The organism is Polynucleobacter campilacus, from assembly GCF_002206625.1.
Lineage (GTDB): Bacteria > Pseudomonadota > Gammaproteobacteria > Burkholderiales > Burkholderiaceae > Polynucleobacter > Polynucleobacter campilacus.
In genome coordinates this window covers 24,646-41,178 of the sequence record NZ_NGUP01000003.1, presented here as the reverse complement: position 1 = coordinate 41,178, position 16,533 = coordinate 24,646, and the positions used below count along the sequence as shown (strand labels likewise).

Sequence of the window (16,533 nt, the reverse complement as noted above, 5' to 3'; positions counted from 1 at the left end):
AAACTTTTAGATTAGGTTGACCATGTCCTATAAAGCACATCATGAACGCTCAATTTCTGATCCAGATGGATTTTGGGGTGAGCAAGCTAAGCTCATTCATTGGGAAAAACCATTCGATACTGTTCTCAATTACGACAATCCTCCATTTGCAAAATGGTTTGAGGGAGGGCTCACCAATCTTTGTTACAACTCCGTAGATCGTCACGCAAAAGAGCGGCCAAATCAAATTGCCCTGGTTGCGGTTTCAACTGAAACCAATAAGGAGAAGGCTTACACCTTTCAAGAGCTTTACGAGGAAGTCAATCGTATAGCTGCCATTTACAAAGCTAATGGCATTCAAAAGGGTGATCGGGTCTTGATTTACATGCCAATGATTGCGGAAGCTTGCTTTGCAATGCTCGCTTGTGCGCGGATTGGGGCGATTCACTCAGTCGTATTTGGTGGGTTTGCTTCACATAGTTTGGCATCTCGAATTGATGATGCTAAGCCCAAGATGATTGTGACTGCAGAAGCAGGGATGCGCGGCGGGAAAGCGGTTCCATACAAACCCCTTTTAGACGAAGCAATTACCTTAGCAAGTTACAAGCCTGAAAAAGTCTTGCTCGTCAATCGTGGTTTGTCGGAGTTCACCAGCGTAGCTGGTAGAGATCTGGACTATGCGGCTGAACGACAAAAACATTTGAATGACATCGTGCCAGTGGAGTGGGTAGATGCAACCCATCCCTCATACATTCTCTACACCTCAGGCACTACCGGTAAGCCTAAAGGCGTGCAACGAGATACTGGTGGTTATGCAGTTGCCTTGATGGCTTCTATGAACCATATTTTCTGTGGCAAAGCGGGTGAAACCATGTTCACCACTTCAGATATTGGATGGGTGGTGGGTCACAGTTACATTATCTATGGACCCTTACTCAATGGCATGGCAACGATCATGTATGAAGGTACACCATTGCGACCCGATGCAGGGATCTGGTGGGAGCTAGTAGCGAAATACAAGGTTTCAGTGATGTTCTCTGCACCAACTGCCGTTCGTGTTCTCAAGAAGCAAGATCCTGCGTTCTTAACCAAGCACGATCTCTCATCATTGCGTACATTGTTCTTGGCAGGCGAGCCATTAGACGAGCCTACTGCAAGCTGGATTCATGATGCGATCAAAAAACCGGTTGTTGACAACTACTGGCAAACGGAAACGGGTTGGCCAATACTAGCGATTCAGCGAGGCATTGAAGTGATGCCGCATAAGTTTGGCTCACCGGGCGTTCCCTCTTTCGGTTACAACATGAAACTACTCGACGATGCTACTTCAGTAGAGCTGGGCCCGGATCAGAAGGGTGTGATCGCCATTGAAGGACCATTACCTCCTGGTTGTATGCAAACGGTTTGGGGTGATGACAAACGCTTTGTTAGTACTTATTGGGAAACAATTCCAGGCAAGTTGATCTACTCTACATTTGATTGGGGCATTAAAGATAAAGATGGTTACTTCTTTATTTTGGGTCGTACTGATGACGTGATTAATGTTGCCGGACATCGCCTTGGTACTCGCGAGATTGAGGAAAGTATCTCCAGTCATCCCAATATTTCTGAAGTTGCAGTTGTCGGAATTGAAGACAAGCTCAAGGGCCAGGCTGCTATTGCATTTGTCATTCCAAAAGATTCTTCTAAGGCTGAGAATCTTGAAAAAGAATGCATGAAGACAGTTGATAGCCAGTTGGGTGCCATTGCACGGCCTGGACGTGTTTATGTTGTGTCGGCCTTGCCTAAGACTCGTTCTGGAAAGATTGTGCGTCGCGCTCTGCAGGCGGTGGCAGAAGGTCGTGATCCGGGTGATATCAGCACCATGGAAGACCAAACTGTTTTGGCTCAAATCAAGACCATCATCGAGCAAAGCGCTAAGGCTTAATTACCCTCAAAGGCCCAATTGGGCGGGTATTCAAGGGTTTAGGAGCAAAACTGGTATCATTGCAAGGTTCGAAACTAATTAAATTACCCTAGCGCTTAAAGACACTCACCTCCCGCATACACAAGCCTCGGGTTGGTCTTTTTGGGGGTTTTGAGCGTCGGATGGAGCAGGGACTGGAGATGGTTTGTCACCCTTGCTTCCTTCTTTTCCTCCCGCCGTGTTGGCCTTAGCCGACGGCACTCTTTTTCCCGGTTTTAGCATTGGCGCCCCTGGTGAAACTACTGGCGAAGTGGTTTTCAATACCGCATTAACTGGTTACCAAGAGATCATCACTGATCCTAGTTATTGCCGTCAGATTGTTACTCTCACTTATCCGCACATCGGCAACGTTGGCGTCAATTCACAAGATGCAGAGTCAGATCGGATTCATGCTGCTGGTCTAGCCATTAAAGATTTACCTAAGCGCGTATCTAATTTTCGCTCAGAAGGAAGCTTAGATAGCTATTTAAGTAAAGCAGGCGTCCCTGGCATTGCTGGCATCGACACTCGTAAATTAACCCGGATCCTGCGCGACAAGGGTGCTCAATCTGGCGCTATCGTCGCTGGCAAATTGGGGGATAAGTATGAGGCGCTCGGCAAGAAAGCGCTTGAACTAGCAAAAGCCTTTCCTGGAATGTCAGGCTTAGATTTAGCCAAAGTAGTGAGTACTAAAAAAGCTTACCCGTGGCGGGTAGCTGATTGGCAATTGCATGGCCCTGAAGGTAAGCCTGCATATAAAACATTAGATACAAACAAACCCACTAAAAAAGTGGTGGCCTATGACTTCGGTGTGAAACACAATATTTTGCGCATGCTTACTGAGCGTGCTTGTGAGCTAACCGTAGTACCAGCGCAAACGAGCGCAGCTGAAGTGCTCGCCATGAATCCAGACGGTGTATTTTTCTCTAACGGTCCTGGAGACCCGGGACCTTGTGATTACGCCATTGCTGCTGCTAAAGAAATTATTGAAAAGGGCGTCCCTACCTTTGGCATCTGCTTAGGTCACCAAATTATGGGTCTGGCTGCAGGTGCTAAAACCCTCAAGATGAAGTTTGGCCACCATGGCGCTAACCATCCTGTTAAAGACTTAGATACTGGTCGCGTAGCGATTACATCTCAGAATCATGGCTTTGCAGTCGATGCCAATACTTTGCCTGACAACCTGCGTGTCACACACGTTTCATTGTTTGATGGCTCCTTGCAGGGGCTGGCCTGGAAAGATAAGCCTGCATTCTGTTTCCAGGGACACCCTGAAGCCTCGCCTGGACCGCATGACATTGCCTATTTATTTGATCATTTTGTGGAACTCATGAATGCTAGCAACAAAGGGGGCAAATAATGCCTAAGCGGAGCGACATTAAGAGCATCCTGATTATTGGCGCTGGTCCGATTGTGATTGGACAAGCCTGTGAGTTTGACTATTCGGGTGCGCAAGCTTGTAAGGCTCTGCGCGACGAAGGTTACAAAGTCATTTTGGTCAATAGCAATCCTGCAACCATCATGACTGACCCCGAGATGGCTGATGTGACTTATATCGAGCCGATTACCTGGGAAGTGGTAGAGCGCATTATTGCAACTGAAAAGCCAGATGCAATTTTGCCAACCATGGGCGGCCAAACTGCCTTGAACTGCGCATTGGATTTACATCGTCATGGCGTATTACAAAAATACGGCTGTGAACTGATCGGCGCTTCACCAGAGGCAATTGATAAAGCAGAAGATCGTCAGAAATTTAAAGAGGCGATGACTAAGATTGGTCTTGGCTCTGCGAAGTCAGGCATTGCGCATTCGATGGAAGAGGCCCTTGAGGTACAACAGCGCATTCAAAAAGAGGCTGATAGCTCTGGATTTCCAGTAGTGATTCGTCCTTCGTTCACGATGGGTGGTTCTGGCGGTGGTATTGCTTATAACCGTGAAGAGTTTGAAGAAATCTGCAAACGGGGTCTTGATCTATCACCCACCCGTGAGCTTTTGATTGAAGAATCGCTTTTGGGCTGGAAAGAGTTTGAGATGGAAGTCGTGCGAGATCGTAACGACAACTGCATCATTGTTTGCTCAATCGAAAACTTGGATCCGATGGGCGTACATACAGGTGATTCGATCACTGTTGCCCCTGCACAAACGCTGACCGACAAAGAATATCAAATCATGCGTAATGCATCGATTGCTGTTCTACGGGAAATTGGTGTTGATACTGGTGGATCAAACGTACAGTTCTCCATTAACCCAGAAGACGGCCGCATGATCGTCATTGAGATGAACCCACGGGTATCGCGTTCATCTGCCTTGGCTTCCAAAGCAACGGGTTTTCCGATTGCCAAGATCGCAGCCAAGTTAGCTGTTGGCTATACACTGGATGAGCTCAAGAACGATATTACCGGCGGAGCTACGCCTGCATCGTTTGAGCCATCAATTGATTACGTAGTGACCAAGATTCCGCGTTTTGCTTTTGAGAAATTCCCACAAGCAGACTCACGCTTAACGACCCAGATGAAATCGGTTGGCGAAGTGATGGCCATTGGCCGGACCTTCCAGGAGTCTTTCCAGAAAGCGTTACGGGGTCTCGAGGTTGGTGTAGATGGCTTAGATGAATTCTCGACAGATATTGATGACATTGTGAATGAAATCAATGAGCCAGGCCCAGATCGTATTTGGTATTTGGCTGATGCTTTCCGGATGGGGATGAGCTTAGATGAGATCTATGCAGAAACCAAAGTAGATCCTTGGTTCCTTCAGCAAATTGAGGAGCTGATCAGCATTGAGGCAGAGCTCAAGCAACGCAAGATTGATAGTCTGACAGCAGCAGAGCTGCGGGCTGTTAAGCAGAAGGGCTTCTCTGATCGTCGCTTAGCCAAATTACTAGGCGTCGATGCTACAACGGTACGCACAACACGTCACCGTTTAAAAGTGCTACCTGTTTATAAGCGCGTTGACACTTGTGCTGCCGAGTTCTCAACCAATACTGCTTATCTCTATTCGACTTATGAAGCAGAGCACGGTGATTGTGAATCCAACCCAAGCACTAAAGATAAGATCATGGTTTTGGGCGGGGGCCCTAACCGAATTGGTCAAGGTATTGAGTTCGATTATTGCTGCGTACATGCTGCTTTAGCAATGCGCGATGATGGTTATGAAACCATTATGGTGAACTGCAACCCAGAAACCGTTTCAACTGACTACGACACCTCTGATCGTTTGTACTTTGAGCCACTGACGCTTGAAGACGTATTAGAGATTGTTGCTAAAGAGAAGCCTAAAGGCGTCATCGTTCAGTACGGCGGCCAAACCCCATTGAAGCTTGCTCTAGATCTTGAGCGCAATGGCGTGCCCATCATTGGTACATCACCAGACATGATTGATGCTGCGGAAGACCGTGAGCGCTTCCAAAAACTCTTGCAAGGCTTGGGCTTACGTCAACCACCAAACCGCACTGCGCGTACAGAAGAAGAGGCGTTGGTTCTGGCAGAAGAAATTGGCTACCCATTGGTAGTGCGTCCTTCCTATGTACTGGGTGGCCGCGCCATGGAAATCGTGCATGATGGCCGTGACTTGGAACGCTACATGCGTGAGGCTGTGAAGGTCTCTCATGATTCCCCAGTATTGCTAGATCGCTTCCTCAATGATGCGATTGAGTGTGATGTTGATTGCATTCGTGATGGATCCAAAGTATTTATTGGTGGCGTGATGGAGCATATCGAGCAGGCTGGCGTTCACTCTGGTGATTCAGCATGTTCATTGCCGCCATATTCCTTATCCGATGAGACTGTCAAAGAAATTAAACGTCAAACTGCTGCGATGGCGGCAGGATTAAATGTTGTTGGCTTGATGAACGTCCAGTTTGCGATTCAGAATGTCGACGGCAAAGATGTCATCTATGTTCTGGAAGTCAATCCACGCGCTTCACGTACCGTACCTTTTGTCTCTAAAGCAACTGGTCTGCAATTGGCTAAAATTGCTGCGCGTTGTATGGTTGGTCAAACGCTAGAGCAACAGGGCATCAAAGCTGAAGTTAATCCACCATACTTCTCTGTTAAAGAAGCGGTTTTCCCGTTCAACAAGTTCCCAGGAATTGATCCAATTCTCGGGCCTGAGATGCGCTCGACTGGTGAGGTCATGGGTGTAGGCAAGACCTTTGGTGAAGCGCTCTTCAAATCGCAATTGGGTGCTGGCATCAAACTACCGAAGAGCGGTACAGTTCTGCTTACAGTCAAAGATAGCGATAAGCCTAAAGCGGTTGAGGTTGCTAAGCTATTGCATCAACTCGGTTTCCCAATGGTTGCAACCAAAGGGACTGCAGCTGCCATTGAAGCTGCTGGTTTGCCAGTGCGCGTAGTCAATAAAGTCAAAGACGGCCGTCCTCATATCGTGGATTTCATTAAAAATGGTGAAATTTCCTTGGTATTTACCACTGTGGATGAGACTCGAACTGCCATTGCTGACTCGAGGTCCATCCGGACTTCAGCCCAAGCAAATGGCGTAACTTACTACACGACCATTAGCGCGGCCCGTGCTGTGATGGATGGTTTGCTGGCCTCCCAAAAAGGGATTAATGAGTCTTTAGAGGTATATTCCTTACAGGATTTACATCAAAAGCTTGTTTAATCTAAAATCGACTTTTGTTCGCGCAATCAAGCGCAAGAATTTAAGTTAGGTTGGCAGTATGAGCACAATTCCGATTACCAAACGCGGTGCAGAACTCCTTAAAGAGGAGCTGCATCGTCTTAAGCATGTAGAGCGTCCAGCAGTGATTATTTCGATTTCTGAGGCACGAGCTCAAGGCGACCTTTCTGAAAACGCTGAGTACGATGCTGCAAAAGAAAAGCAAGGTTTTATTGAAGGTCGTATTCAGGAGCTTGAGAGCAAATTATCTGCCGCGCAGATTATTGATCCAGCCACGCTTGATGTTTCTGGTCGAGTTGTATTTGGCGCTACCGTTGATCTCGAAGATCTCGAGGATGGTACTAAGCTCACTTATCAAATTGTGGGTGACGATGAGGCCGATATCGCTGTAAGCAAAATCTCGATTAGCTCTCCTATTGCCCGTGCCTTAATTGGCAAGGAAGAGGGTGATGTTGTGGCTGTTCAGGCCCCCGGCGGTAATCGCGAAGTTGAGATTCTGGCAGTTCGCTATATCTAACGCCTACAGAGAAGCCCAGTGCAGAACCTTACTGCTCCAAAACATAGTGGAGCGCAACGACTTTTTATCTTGATCGCCGGCGTCTGGGTTGGTAGCATTCTGGCCGTTGGCTATCTGGTTGCCCCGGCAATTTTTAGCACTATGACTGACCGTCAAGTAGCCGGTATGGTTGCTGGTAGCGTCTTTAAGGCTGAAGCCTATCTCAGCATCATTGTTTGCATTGCTTTAATGGTGCTCGCAAATCTACTGGTTACTCGTGGATTAAACCAGTACAGAGTGATTCGATTGCTTCTTTTAGGAATGTTAGTGTGCACGGCAGCCGCTTCATTTATCTTGATCCCTTGGCTTGATACCTTACGTGATCAGGCCTTGTTAGAAGGTATGCCAGTCATGCTGTCTCCTTCGGCTGATTTATTTAGAAAACTCCATGGTGTTTCTAGCGTCTTGTTTTTGATTCAGAGTGCGCTAGGCATCTATCTTGTTTGGCGCCTTACTAAAACGCATTCACAGTAAACCATCAGCAATAAAAAACGCCGACTAGCGGCGTTCCTCTAATGGCTTAGATCATATTAAGACCCAAGTGATTTTTTCTTATTGCTACTCATCCGCACTTTACGTTTCTTGATGGGAGCCGGCGTAGCAGCTGCTTTGCGATAGCCTGGTGATGACCAACCAATCTTCGATTCAGCAGCTTCAGAGCGAAGTACCCGTTTCTTTGGTGCAGCAGACTTTACAGCGGCAGCGCGAGCGAATGGTTTTGCATTGGAAGCAGAGCGACGATCAGATCTTTCTGAGCTGCTGGTGCGAATACCAGATTTAGTTGGTGCGCGATTCGGTTGGCGTTTTGTGCGCGGCGCCTGTAATGATTTCTTAGTTTGCTTAGAAGATCTACCCAGATTAGAAAATGCCTCATCAACAACATCTTTTGGCCTCCAGATGACTAGTAGTTTGCCAATATGTTGGACTGGCGCTGCATCTAGTTTGTCGCAGAGTGCTTCATAAAAAGCAAGGCGTGCTTCACGATCATCGCCAAATATACGCACCTTAATGAGTCCATGATGGCTAATGGCGAGCTCGGCTTCTTTGATGACGGAGGGCGTTAAGCCACCAGCACCGATCATGACAACCGGACTTAAGTCGTGGGCATCAGCTTTGAGAGATTTACGTTGTGCGGGGGTGATGGTGAGTGCGGTCATGGGTTCGATGATAGAGCATCGGGTACTTAAAATGCTCGTTTAGACTGGATTTGTCTCGTTTTGTATCGATTCCTTTTGCTTTAGAGAGCTAAAACTAGGAAAATGTAGGGCGAAGGTGGGTAAGTTGTGGCAAAGAATAAATTTAATAAAAGTTGGTTGCAAGATCATCTAACCGATCCCTATGTGAAGATGGCTCAGAAAGAGGGTTATCGCGCTAGAGCGGTTTACAAGCTCAGTGAAATTGATGAGCAAGATCACCTCATACAAGCAGGCATGACCATAGTGGACTTAGGGAGCGCTCCTGGAAGTTGGTCTCAATATGCACGCAATCGTTTAACTGAGCTTGGTAAAAGTAATCCTAAAATCGAGTCTGGCAAACCAGATGGCCAAATCATTGCAATCGATATCTTGCCGATGGAAGATATTGCTGACGTTAGCTTTATTCAGGGGGACTTTCGTGAGGATGAGGGCCTAAATGCCCTCAAGGCGCTTCTGCCGAAGAGCGCAGAAGGCAAGGTTGATCTGGTTCTATCCGATATGGCACCCAATCTTTCGGGGGTTGGCGTTGCAGATTCTGCGCGAATGGCCTTTTTGGCTGAAATTGCCTTAGATTTTGCGGTGGACCACCTCAAGCCTGAGGGGGCGCTATTAATTAAGTGCTTTAACGGCAGCGGCTACAGCCAGATCGTGGAATCCTTCAAAAAGGTCTTCAAAACCGTTGCCTCTAGAAAGCCTAAGGCCTCTCGAGCTCGTTCTTCAGAGATATTCCTCTTAGGCCGTAACTTAAAGCCCCCTAAATAAGTAGCCAAAATAGGTATTACCAGGTAGGTATACCCCCTAATAACCCCCTTAAATACATGGTTTTGTGAAATAAATAGGCCATTAGACCTTGAAAAAGGGTGGTAGTAGAATCAAATACATAGGAAGCAATGTGCTTATTTCCTGGATATATCCAGAAAAGGAATTATTTTGAACGGCAATATGAATAGCAATATGTTCCAAAAAATCGGCGTGTGGCTCATTGTGGGCCTGGTGCTCTTCACTGTTTTTAAACAGTTTGATAAGCCTAGGGACCAAACTCAAGTCACGTACTCTCAATTCATGGACGACGCTAAGGCTGGAAAAGTGAAGCGTGTCGATGTGCAAGGTCGCACATTACAAGTCACACCTGCTGACGGCGTTAAATATTCCATCATCTCTCCGGGCGACATCTGGATGGTTGGTGACCTCATGAAGTTCGGTGTACAAGTAACTGGTAAAGCAGAAGATGAACCTAATCTATTGGTATCTGCTTTGTACTACCTTGGACCGACTTTATTGATTATTGGCTTTTGGTTTTTCATGATGCGTCAGATGCAAGGCGGCGGCAAAGGCGGAGCATTCTCCTTCGGTAAATCCAAAGCACGCCTCATTGATGAAAATAGCAATACTGTTACTTTTGCTGATGTTGCAGGTTGCGATGAAGCAAAAGAAGAAGTGTATGAGTTGGTTGATTTCTTAAAAGACCCTCAGAAATTTCAAAAGCTCGGCGGTCGTATTCCGCATGGCGTATTACTAGTTGGCCCTCCAGGTACCGGTAAAACACTGTTGGCACGTGCTATTGCCGGTGAAGCCAAGGTTCCTTTCTTCTCGATCTCGGGTTCCGATTTCGTAGAAATGTTTGTGGGTGTAGGCGCATCTCGCGTACGCGATATGTTTGAGAACGCCAAGAAAAATTCACCTTGCATCATCTTTATTGATGAGATCGATGCGGTAGGTCGTCATCGTGGTGCCGGTATGGGCGGTGGCAATGATGAGCGCGAACAAACCTTAAATCAAATGCTCGTAGAGATGGATGGTTTTGAAAGCAATAGTGGTGTGATCGTGGTTGCTGCTACTAACCGCTCCGATGTATTGGATAAAGCCTTATTGCGTCCTGGCCGTTTTGATCGTCAAGTACACGTAGGCTTGCCAGACATTCGGGGTCGTGAGCAGATCTTGCAAGTGCATATGCGCAAAGTGCCGATTGATCCTGATGTCAATGCTGCAGTATTAGCACGTGGTACACCAGGATTTTCAGGTGCTGACTTAGCGAACTTAGTAAATGAAGCCGCCTTATTTGCTGCGCGCCGTAATAAGCGTTCAGTTGAAATGAAAGACTTTGAAGACGCTAAAGACAAGATCTATATGGGTCCAGAGCGTAAGTCTGCCGTGATGCGCGAAGAAGAGCGTCTTAATACTGCTTACCACGAGGCTGGCCATGCGGTTGTTGCCAAGAGCTTGCCTAAGGCAGACCCAGTTCATAAGGTCACCATCATGCCGCGCGGTATGGCATTGGGAGTGACTTGGCAGTTACCAGAATTTGATCGTGTGAATCTGTATAAAGATCGCATGATGGAAGACTTGGCTATTTTGTTTGGTGGCCGTGCTGCAGAAGAAATCTTTTTGCATTCATCTAGTACCGGTGCTTCAAATGACTTTGAGCGTGCTACCAAAATGGCACGCGATATGGTGACGCGTTACGGTATGAGCGATAGCTTAGGTACGATGGTTTACGTTGATACTGAATCTGAAAGTATTTTCGGGCGCAATAGCACCAAGACCGTTTCTGAGTTGACACAACAAAAAGTGGACTTTGAGATTCGTTCCTTGATTGATAGTCAATATGCTTTAGCAAGATCGATTCTAGAAAACAATCGCGATAAGGTTGAAGCCATGGTTGTTGCTTTGCTCGAATGGGAAACCATTGATGCCGATCAAATTACCGACATCATGGAAGGTCGTCCTCCACGTGCACCATTGCCTCCACCGCCAACGATCTTTGGTAACTCTGCTGGTGCACCTGGCCCAGCGGCTGGTAGCGCTCCAGCGACAGCTTAAGCAACAAGACTAATTGTCTTGATGGATAAGCAAGGCATTTCAGAGATGCCCACAACATGGCGTTGTGGGCGTTTTCTTTTTGACTTCACCAAACGCAGACGCCCAGTTGTCATGGGCATTCTGAACGCCACCCCAGATTCATTCTCAGATGGCGGCAAATTTAAAACACCGAAAGATGCAATCACTCAAGCAGAGCTCATGATTGCGGGTGGTGTTGACTTGATTGATATTGGTGGTGAGTCCACTAGACCGGGTGCAGAGCTGGTAGAACTTCAAGAAGAGCTTGATCGTGTGCTGCCAGTCATCGAAGCGCTGAAAGATTGCGGCGTGCCACTTTCGATTGATACCTACAAAGCAGAAACGATGCGTCAGGCCCTCAATGCAGGCGTTGATTGCGTAAATGATATTTGGGCACTCAGACAAGAGGGCGCAGTCGATGCAGTACTTGAAAGTAAGGATTGTGGAATTGTCTTGATGCACATGCAGCGTGATCCTCAGGCCATGCAGTTTAATCCGGAGTATCACGATGTCCTTGCGCAAGTAATGCAGTTTCTCAAAGAGCGTGCAGAGCTACTCAAAGCAAAAGGTGCTCAAGCAAACAGAATCGCCATTGACCCTGGCTTTGGCTTTGGCAAAAGTCTTGAGCACAACCTCACTATGCTCGGCCATTTTGATCAATTCTCCAGATTGGGCTATTCAGTACTAGCGGGCATCTCCCGTAAATCAATGCTGGGCAAGCTCACTGGTAAAGATACGCATGAGCGCCTAGCTCCCAGCATTGCTGCAGCCATCATGGCGGCTGATCGGGGTGCTCGAATTGTGAGAGTGCATGATGTACCCGAGACGGTAGATGCTTTAAAGCTATGGGAGGCAATTAATACTTAGCCTTGCTTTAACACTGAAGACGCTAAGTTTTATAATGATTCCCATGAAAAAACAATACTTTGGTACTGATGGCATCCGCGGTGAAGTGGGGCAATTTCCGATTGTTCCGGAATTCATGACCCGACTGGGTTATGCCGCAGGCAAAGTGCTATCCAAGGATGCCAAAGCTGGCCAACGATGCAAAGTCTTGATTGGTAAAGACACGCGTATATCTGGATATTTATTGGAGGCTGCTTTAGAGGCAGGCTTTGCTGCTGCTGGTGTGGATGTCATGCTCTGTGGTCCCATGCCAACTCCTGGCGTCGCTTATCTGACTAAAGCATTGCGTTTATCTGCCGGCGTCGTGATCTCTGCATCACACAATCCTTATCAAGATAACGGTATTAAGTTTTTCTCATCTAATGGTGATAAGTTAGGCGATGATTTTGAGTTGGCAATTGAAGCAGAGCTAGAAAAGCCGATGGGCTGCGTGAGTGCACAAGAGCTCGGTAAGGCGTTTCGTTTAGATGATGCAGCAGGTCGTTATATTGAATTTTGTAAATCTACATTTCCGGGAGATCTCAATCTCAAGGGATTAAAGCTAGTCGTTGATTGTGCCAATGGAGCCGCCTATCACACAGCACCCCATGTATTTCATGAGCTAGGCGCAGAGGTGATCTCGATAGGAGTTAGTCCAGATGGCAAAAATATTAATGATGGTTGCGGCGCTACTGCACCAGCAGCCCTGATCGCCAAGGTCAAAGAAGTCAATGCGGATCTTGGTGTTGCACTTGATGGCGATGCTGACCGCTTGCAAATGGTTGATGCCACTGGACGATTATTTAATGGCGATGAGCTGCTCTATGTGCTTGCAAAAGACAGGCTAGATCGTGGACAAAAGATTGGTGGTGCCGTTGGTACCTTAATGACCAATCTGGCGGTTGAGAATGCCATTAAAGAGATGGGTATTGGGTTTGAACGCGCTAATGTGGGCGATCGATACGTATTAGAGCTGCTCAAGCAAAAAGCTTGGATCATCGGCGGGGAGGGCTCCGGACATTTACTATGCCTAGATCAGCATTCCACTGGAGATGGCACCATTGCAGCGCTTCAAGTATTAGCAGCGATGAGTCACAATAAAAAGAGCCTTACCCAGTTACTTGAGAAAGTAAACATCTTTCCGCAAGTTTTGCTGAATGTGAAAATCAAACCTAGTTATGACTGGAAGTCTGATGAGAAACTCAAGCTACAGATCGCTAAAGTAGAGGCTGATCTCAAAGGCATCGGCAGAGTTCTCATTCGGGCATCCGGTACTGAGCCACTTCTACGCGTCATGATCGAAACTAAAGATGGCGATGTAGCGATGAGCGCTGCCAAAAGCATTGCTGATTTAATCCCCGCAACATAATTTCAAGCCTATATTTCCATACTTTGAACTTAATAACTTCAATATAAGCTATTGAATTTATTATGTTTTATTATTTGTGACACTTCTGTCATCAAAGCGTCATAGTCCAATCGTATCGTCCTAATATCGCAATGTTGCGTTATTTCTACTCTAGGACTAATCACATGAATTCTTTTTTGAAAAAAGCACTCGTTATTAGCGCTATTTCATTATCTCCAGTCACCTTTGCTGCAGACATGACAGGTGCAGGCGCAACATTCCCGTACCCAATTTACGCAAAGTGGGCAGAAGCCTATAAAGCAAAAACAGGTTCCAACTTGAACTACCAGTCCATCGGTTCATCTGGTGGTATTAAGCAAATCAAGGCAAAAACCGTTGATTTCGGTGCTACTGATAATCCGGTCAAATTCGAAGATTTAGAAAAAGATGGCATGGTTCAGTTTCCAGCAATCATTGGTGGTGTAGTACCCGTGATAAACGTAGATGGTGTTAAACCAGGCGAACTTAAATTAGATGGTCCAACCTTAGCTGATATTTTTCAAGGTGTCATTTCTGACTGGGGTGATAAGCGCATTGCCATCATGAACCCAGGCGTAAAGATTCCTTCAGGCCCGATTACCGTTGTGCACCGTGCTGATGGCTCTGGTACCACAGCTATTTTTACAGACTACTTAGCAAAAACTAGCTCCCTCTGGAAAGATGCGGTTGGTGCAGGTGCTGCTGTTAAATGGCCAGCCGCTTCATCGGTTGGCGGTAAAGGTAACGAAGGTGTTGCTGCAAACGTCTCTCGCGTGAAGAACTCTGTTGGTTATGTCGAGTACGCTTACGCTAAGAAAAACAAAATGACTCATATTGCTTTGAAAAACAAAGAAGGCAATTATGTTCAACCTGATGACCTAACCTTCGCCGCTGCCGCTGCTGGTACTGATTGGGCAAAAATTCCTGGTATGGGCACTTTTATTACTGATGCTGCTGGTGCCAAGTCATGGCCAATTACTGGTGCATCTTTCATTCTGCTGTACAAGAACCCAGAAAATAAGGCGAATGCTGCTGAGGTAATCAAGTTTTTCGACTTTGGATTTAAAGAAGGCAAGAGTATGGCTATAGACTTGGATTACGTGCCAATGCCTGATAGTACAACCGACTTTATTCGTAAGAATGTATTCACAAAGGTTGTAACTAAATAAGGTTTGATTATTTTTAATCATTCTTAAATAAACAGCTCCACATATTGTGGGGCTGTTTCAATATTTAAATAAGCCAAATATGGATATCACACAGTCCCACTCAGCGCCAACGCCTCAAGCTACCAGGATTGCGAAATTACAGCGTGTACAAGACTTTTTGTTTTACGCAATCACGCAATTTTTTGCAGTTGGCGTACTTATAGCCTTGCTTGGCATCATTATTTCTCTCGTTATCAATGCATGGCCAGCTCTGAGTAAATTTGGTATCGGTTTTTTCTTCACAAGTGAATGGGATATCATCAATGGAGAATTCGGTGGTCTCATTGCGATTTATGGAACACTCGCAACATCGTTGATTGCCTTGTTAATTGCAGTGCCGCTCAGCTTTGGTATTGCTGTATTTTTAACAGAGCTATGTCCGAATGTATTACGCAGACCGCTAGGTACCGCTGTAGAGTTATTGGCTGCTGTGCCATCCATTATTTACGGCATGTTTGGTCTATTTATCTTTGCTCCTCTCTTCGCTGAATATATTCAGCCAGCATTGGCAGGCACATTGGGCCAAATTCCCGGTCTAGGAATCCTATTTTCTGGCGCTTTTAATGGAATCGGTATTCTTTGTGCTGGATTGATTTTGGCCATGATGATTTTGCCTTTTATTGCTTCTGTGATGCGTGATGTATTCGAGATTGTTCCTCCGGTTCTCAAGGAATCAGCTTATGGTATTGGCTGTACTACTTGGGAGGTAGTCAGAAATGTCGTACTTCCCTATACCAAGGCAGGTGTTATCGGTGGAATCATGCTTGGATTGGGTAGGGCGCTTGGTGAAACGATGGCCGTTACATTTGTGATTGGAAATGCGCATCGCTTATCCGCCTCTTTATTTGCTCCCGGAAATTCAATTGCTTCTACATTGGCAAATGAGTTCGGTGAGGCTGAGTTAGGACCTCATTACTCCTCTTTATTTGCGCTTGGTCTTGCGCTATTCATGATCACATTTATCGTGCTAGCTATTGCTAAATGGATGCTCATGAGCATGGAGAAAAAACAGGGCTTAAAAACATGAATAATTTTTCAAACATTAACCCAGCAATTTTCGCTAAACGTAAACGTGCCAATAAAATTGGCCTAGTACTCTCTTCTACGGCTATGGTGCTGGGTATGACCTTCCTTTTATGGATCTTAAGCATTCTATTTATTAAAGGTTTTTCATCTATTAATTTAGATGTATTCCTGCACAGTACACCTGCTCCTGGATCAGAAGGCGGTGGTTTAGCTAATGCGATTCTCGGAAGTCTCATGATTGTAGCTAGCTGCACTTTAATTAGCACTCCGATAGGCGTGCTTGCTGGCTTGTATCTCTCTGAATATGGCGACAGAAGTAAGGTAGCATCGATAACCCGTTTTGTTACTGACATCATGTTATCTGCCCCATCAATCGTAATCGGTTTATTTGTCTATGCGATTGTGGTCGCACAAGTAAAGCATTTTTCTGGTTGGGCAGGGACGATTGCCTTGGCTCTCATTGCGGTACCCGTTGTAGTAAGAACTACTGAGAACATGTTGAGACTCGTTCCAGGAAGCTTACGTGAAGCTGCATATGCATTGGGCACGCCTAAGTGGAAGGTCGCCTTTATGATTACTTTGCGCGCCGCCCAGAGCGGTGTTATTACGGGAATCTTATTAGCTTTAGCGCGTGTTAGTGGTGAAACAGCTCCATTGTTATTTACAGCTTTAAATAATCAATTCTTCTCAACGAATATGAATGCACCAATGGCTAACTTGCCAGTAGTCATCTTCCAGTTTGCAATGAGTCCGTATGATAACTGGGTCGATTTGGCTTGGGCAGCTGCCTTATTAATAACATTTGCTGTGCTCGGCTTAAATATTCTGGCGCGAGTGGTTTTCCGTGAAAAGGTACAGGCATGATGAGTAAT

General features: G+C 46.2%; 13 protein-coding genes. 12 read left to right on the top strand and 1 reads right to left on the bottom strand.

Going from position 1 to position 16,533, the window contains the following annotated elements; all coding sequences use genetic code 11:
* Window positions 1-22 precede the first annotated feature (22 nt).
* From CBI31_RS03640 to CBI31_RS03620, 5 genes are all read left to right on the top strand, one after another.
* Window positions 23-1,906: a propionate--CoA ligase gene (locus tag CBI31_RS03640; protein WP_088525076.1), complete on the top strand. Its 1,884-nt coding sequence runs from the start codon at window positions 23-25 to the stop codon at window positions 1,904-1,906.
* 193 nt (window positions 1,907-2,099) lie between these two features.
* Window positions 2,100-3,284, top strand: coding sequence for a glutamine-hydrolyzing carbamoyl-phosphate synthase small subunit (gene carA, locus CBI31_RS03635; protein ID WP_088525845.1), 1,185 nt, complete (start codon window positions 2,100-2,102; stop codon window positions 3,282-3,284).
* Window positions 3,284-6,547 carry a carbamoyl-phosphate synthase large subunit gene (carB, locus tag CBI31_RS03630; protein WP_088525075.1) on the top strand — a complete coding sequence of 1,088 codons (3,264 nt, stop codon included), beginning with the start codon at window positions 3,284-3,286 and terminating at the stop codon, window positions 6,545-6,547. The genes carA and carB overlap by 1 nt, the downstream gene beginning before the upstream one ends.
* Before the next feature lie 58 nt (window positions 6,548-6,605).
* Entirely contained in the window at window positions 6,606-7,082 is a 477-nt protein-coding gene (greA, locus tag CBI31_RS03625; RefSeq protein ID WP_088525074.1) for a transcription elongation factor GreA, read from the top strand.
* Window positions 7,083-7,100: 18 nt separating this feature from the next.
* The gene (locus CBI31_RS03620; RefSeq protein ID WP_088525073.1) at window positions 7,101-7,595 is read left to right on the top strand and encodes a DUF4149 domain-containing protein; all 495 of its coding nucleotides are present in this window, start codon (window positions 7,101-7,103) and stop codon (window positions 7,593-7,595) included.
* 56 nt (window positions 7,596-7,651) lie between these two features.
* Here the strand turns inward: CBI31_RS03620 and CBI31_RS03615 are convergent, their stop codons facing one another.
* Window positions 7,652-8,278, bottom strand: a complete 627-nt coding sequence (locus tag CBI31_RS03615) for a YhbY family RNA-binding protein (protein WP_088525072.1) — start codon at window positions 8,276-8,278, stop codon at window positions 7,652-7,654.
* A gap of 126 nt (window positions 8,279-8,404) precedes the next feature.
* Between CBI31_RS03615 and CBI31_RS03610 the strand changes: the two genes are divergently transcribed.
* From CBI31_RS03610 to pstA, 7 genes are all read left to right on the top strand, one after another.
* Window positions 8,405-9,079, top strand: a complete 675-nt coding sequence (locus tag CBI31_RS03610; RefSeq protein WP_088525071.1) for an RlmE family RNA methyltransferase — start codon at window positions 8,405-8,407, stop codon at window positions 9,077-9,079.
* Window positions 9,080-9,259: 180 nt separating this feature from the next.
* A complete protein-coding gene (ftsH, locus tag CBI31_RS03605) occupies window positions 9,260-11,137 on the top strand; it encodes an ATP-dependent zinc metalloprotease FtsH (protein ID WP_088525070.1) in 1,878 nt (625 codons plus the stop codon).
* Between the two features lie 21 nt (window positions 11,138-11,158).
* Window positions 11,159-12,022, top strand: a complete 864-nt coding sequence (gene folP, locus CBI31_RS03600; protein ID WP_240553719.1) for a dihydropteroate synthase — start codon at window positions 11,159-11,161, stop codon at window positions 12,020-12,022.
* Window positions 12,023-12,065: 43 nt separating this feature from the next.
* Window positions 12,066-13,409, top strand: a complete 1,344-nt coding sequence (gene glmM / locus CBI31_RS03595) for a phosphoglucosamine mutase (protein WP_088525843.1) — start codon at window positions 12,066-12,068, stop codon at window positions 13,407-13,409.
* Window positions 13,410-13,573: 164 nt separating this feature from the next.
* Complete coding sequence (pstS, locus tag CBI31_RS03590) at window positions 13,574-14,596, top strand: phosphate ABC transporter substrate-binding protein PstS (protein WP_088525069.1); 1,023 nt, start codon at window positions 13,574-13,576, stop codon at window positions 14,594-14,596.
* Window positions 14,597-14,675: 79 nt separating this feature from the next.
* Complete coding sequence (pstC, locus tag CBI31_RS03585; RefSeq protein ID WP_088525068.1) at window positions 14,676-15,662, top strand: phosphate ABC transporter permease subunit PstC; 987 nt, start codon at window positions 14,676-14,678, stop codon at window positions 15,660-15,662.
* Window positions 15,659-16,525 (top strand): phosphate ABC transporter permease PstA, encoded by an 867-nt coding sequence (gene pstA / locus CBI31_RS03580; protein WP_088525067.1) that lies wholly within the window; start codon window positions 15,659-15,661, stop codon window positions 16,523-16,525. Before pstC ends, pstA begins: the two co-directional genes overlap by 4 nt.
* The last annotated feature ends 8 nt before the right edge of the window (window positions 16,526-16,533 follow it).

Coding starts and splice junctions, on each gene's coding strand:
- CBI31_RS03640 (WP_088525076.1), top strand. CDS start 23: ATGTCCTATAAAGCACATCATGAACGCTCAATTTCTGATCCAGATGGA.
- carB (WP_088525075.1), top strand. CDS start 3,284: ATGCCTAAGCGGAGCGACATTAAGAGCATCCTGATTATTGGCGCTGGT.
- greA (WP_088525074.1), top strand. CDS start 6,606: ATGAGCACAATTCCGATTACCAAACGCGGTGCAGAACTCCTTAAAGAG.
- CBI31_RS03615 (WP_088525072.1), bottom strand. CDS start 8,278: ATGACCGCACTCACCATCACCCCCGCACAACGTAAATCTCTCAAAGCT.
- ftsH (WP_088525070.1), top strand. CDS start 9,260: ATGAATAGCAATATGTTCCAAAAAATCGGCGTGTGGCTCATTGTGGGC.
- folP (WP_240553719.1), top strand. CDS start 11,159: ATGGATAAGCAAGGCATTTCAGAGATGCCCACAACATGGCGTTGTGGG.
- glmM (WP_088525843.1), top strand. CDS start 12,066: ATGAAAAAACAATACTTTGGTACTGATGGCATCCGCGGTGAAGTGGGG.
- pstS (WP_088525069.1), top strand. CDS start 13,574: ATGAATTCTTTTTTGAAAAAAGCACTCGTTATTAGCGCTATTTCATTA.
- pstC (WP_088525068.1), top strand. CDS start 14,676: ATGGATATCACACAGTCCCACTCAGCGCCAACGCCTCAAGCTACCAGG.
- pstA (WP_088525067.1), top strand. CDS start 15,659: ATGAATAATTTTTCAAACATTAACCCAGCAATTTTCGCTAAACGTAAA.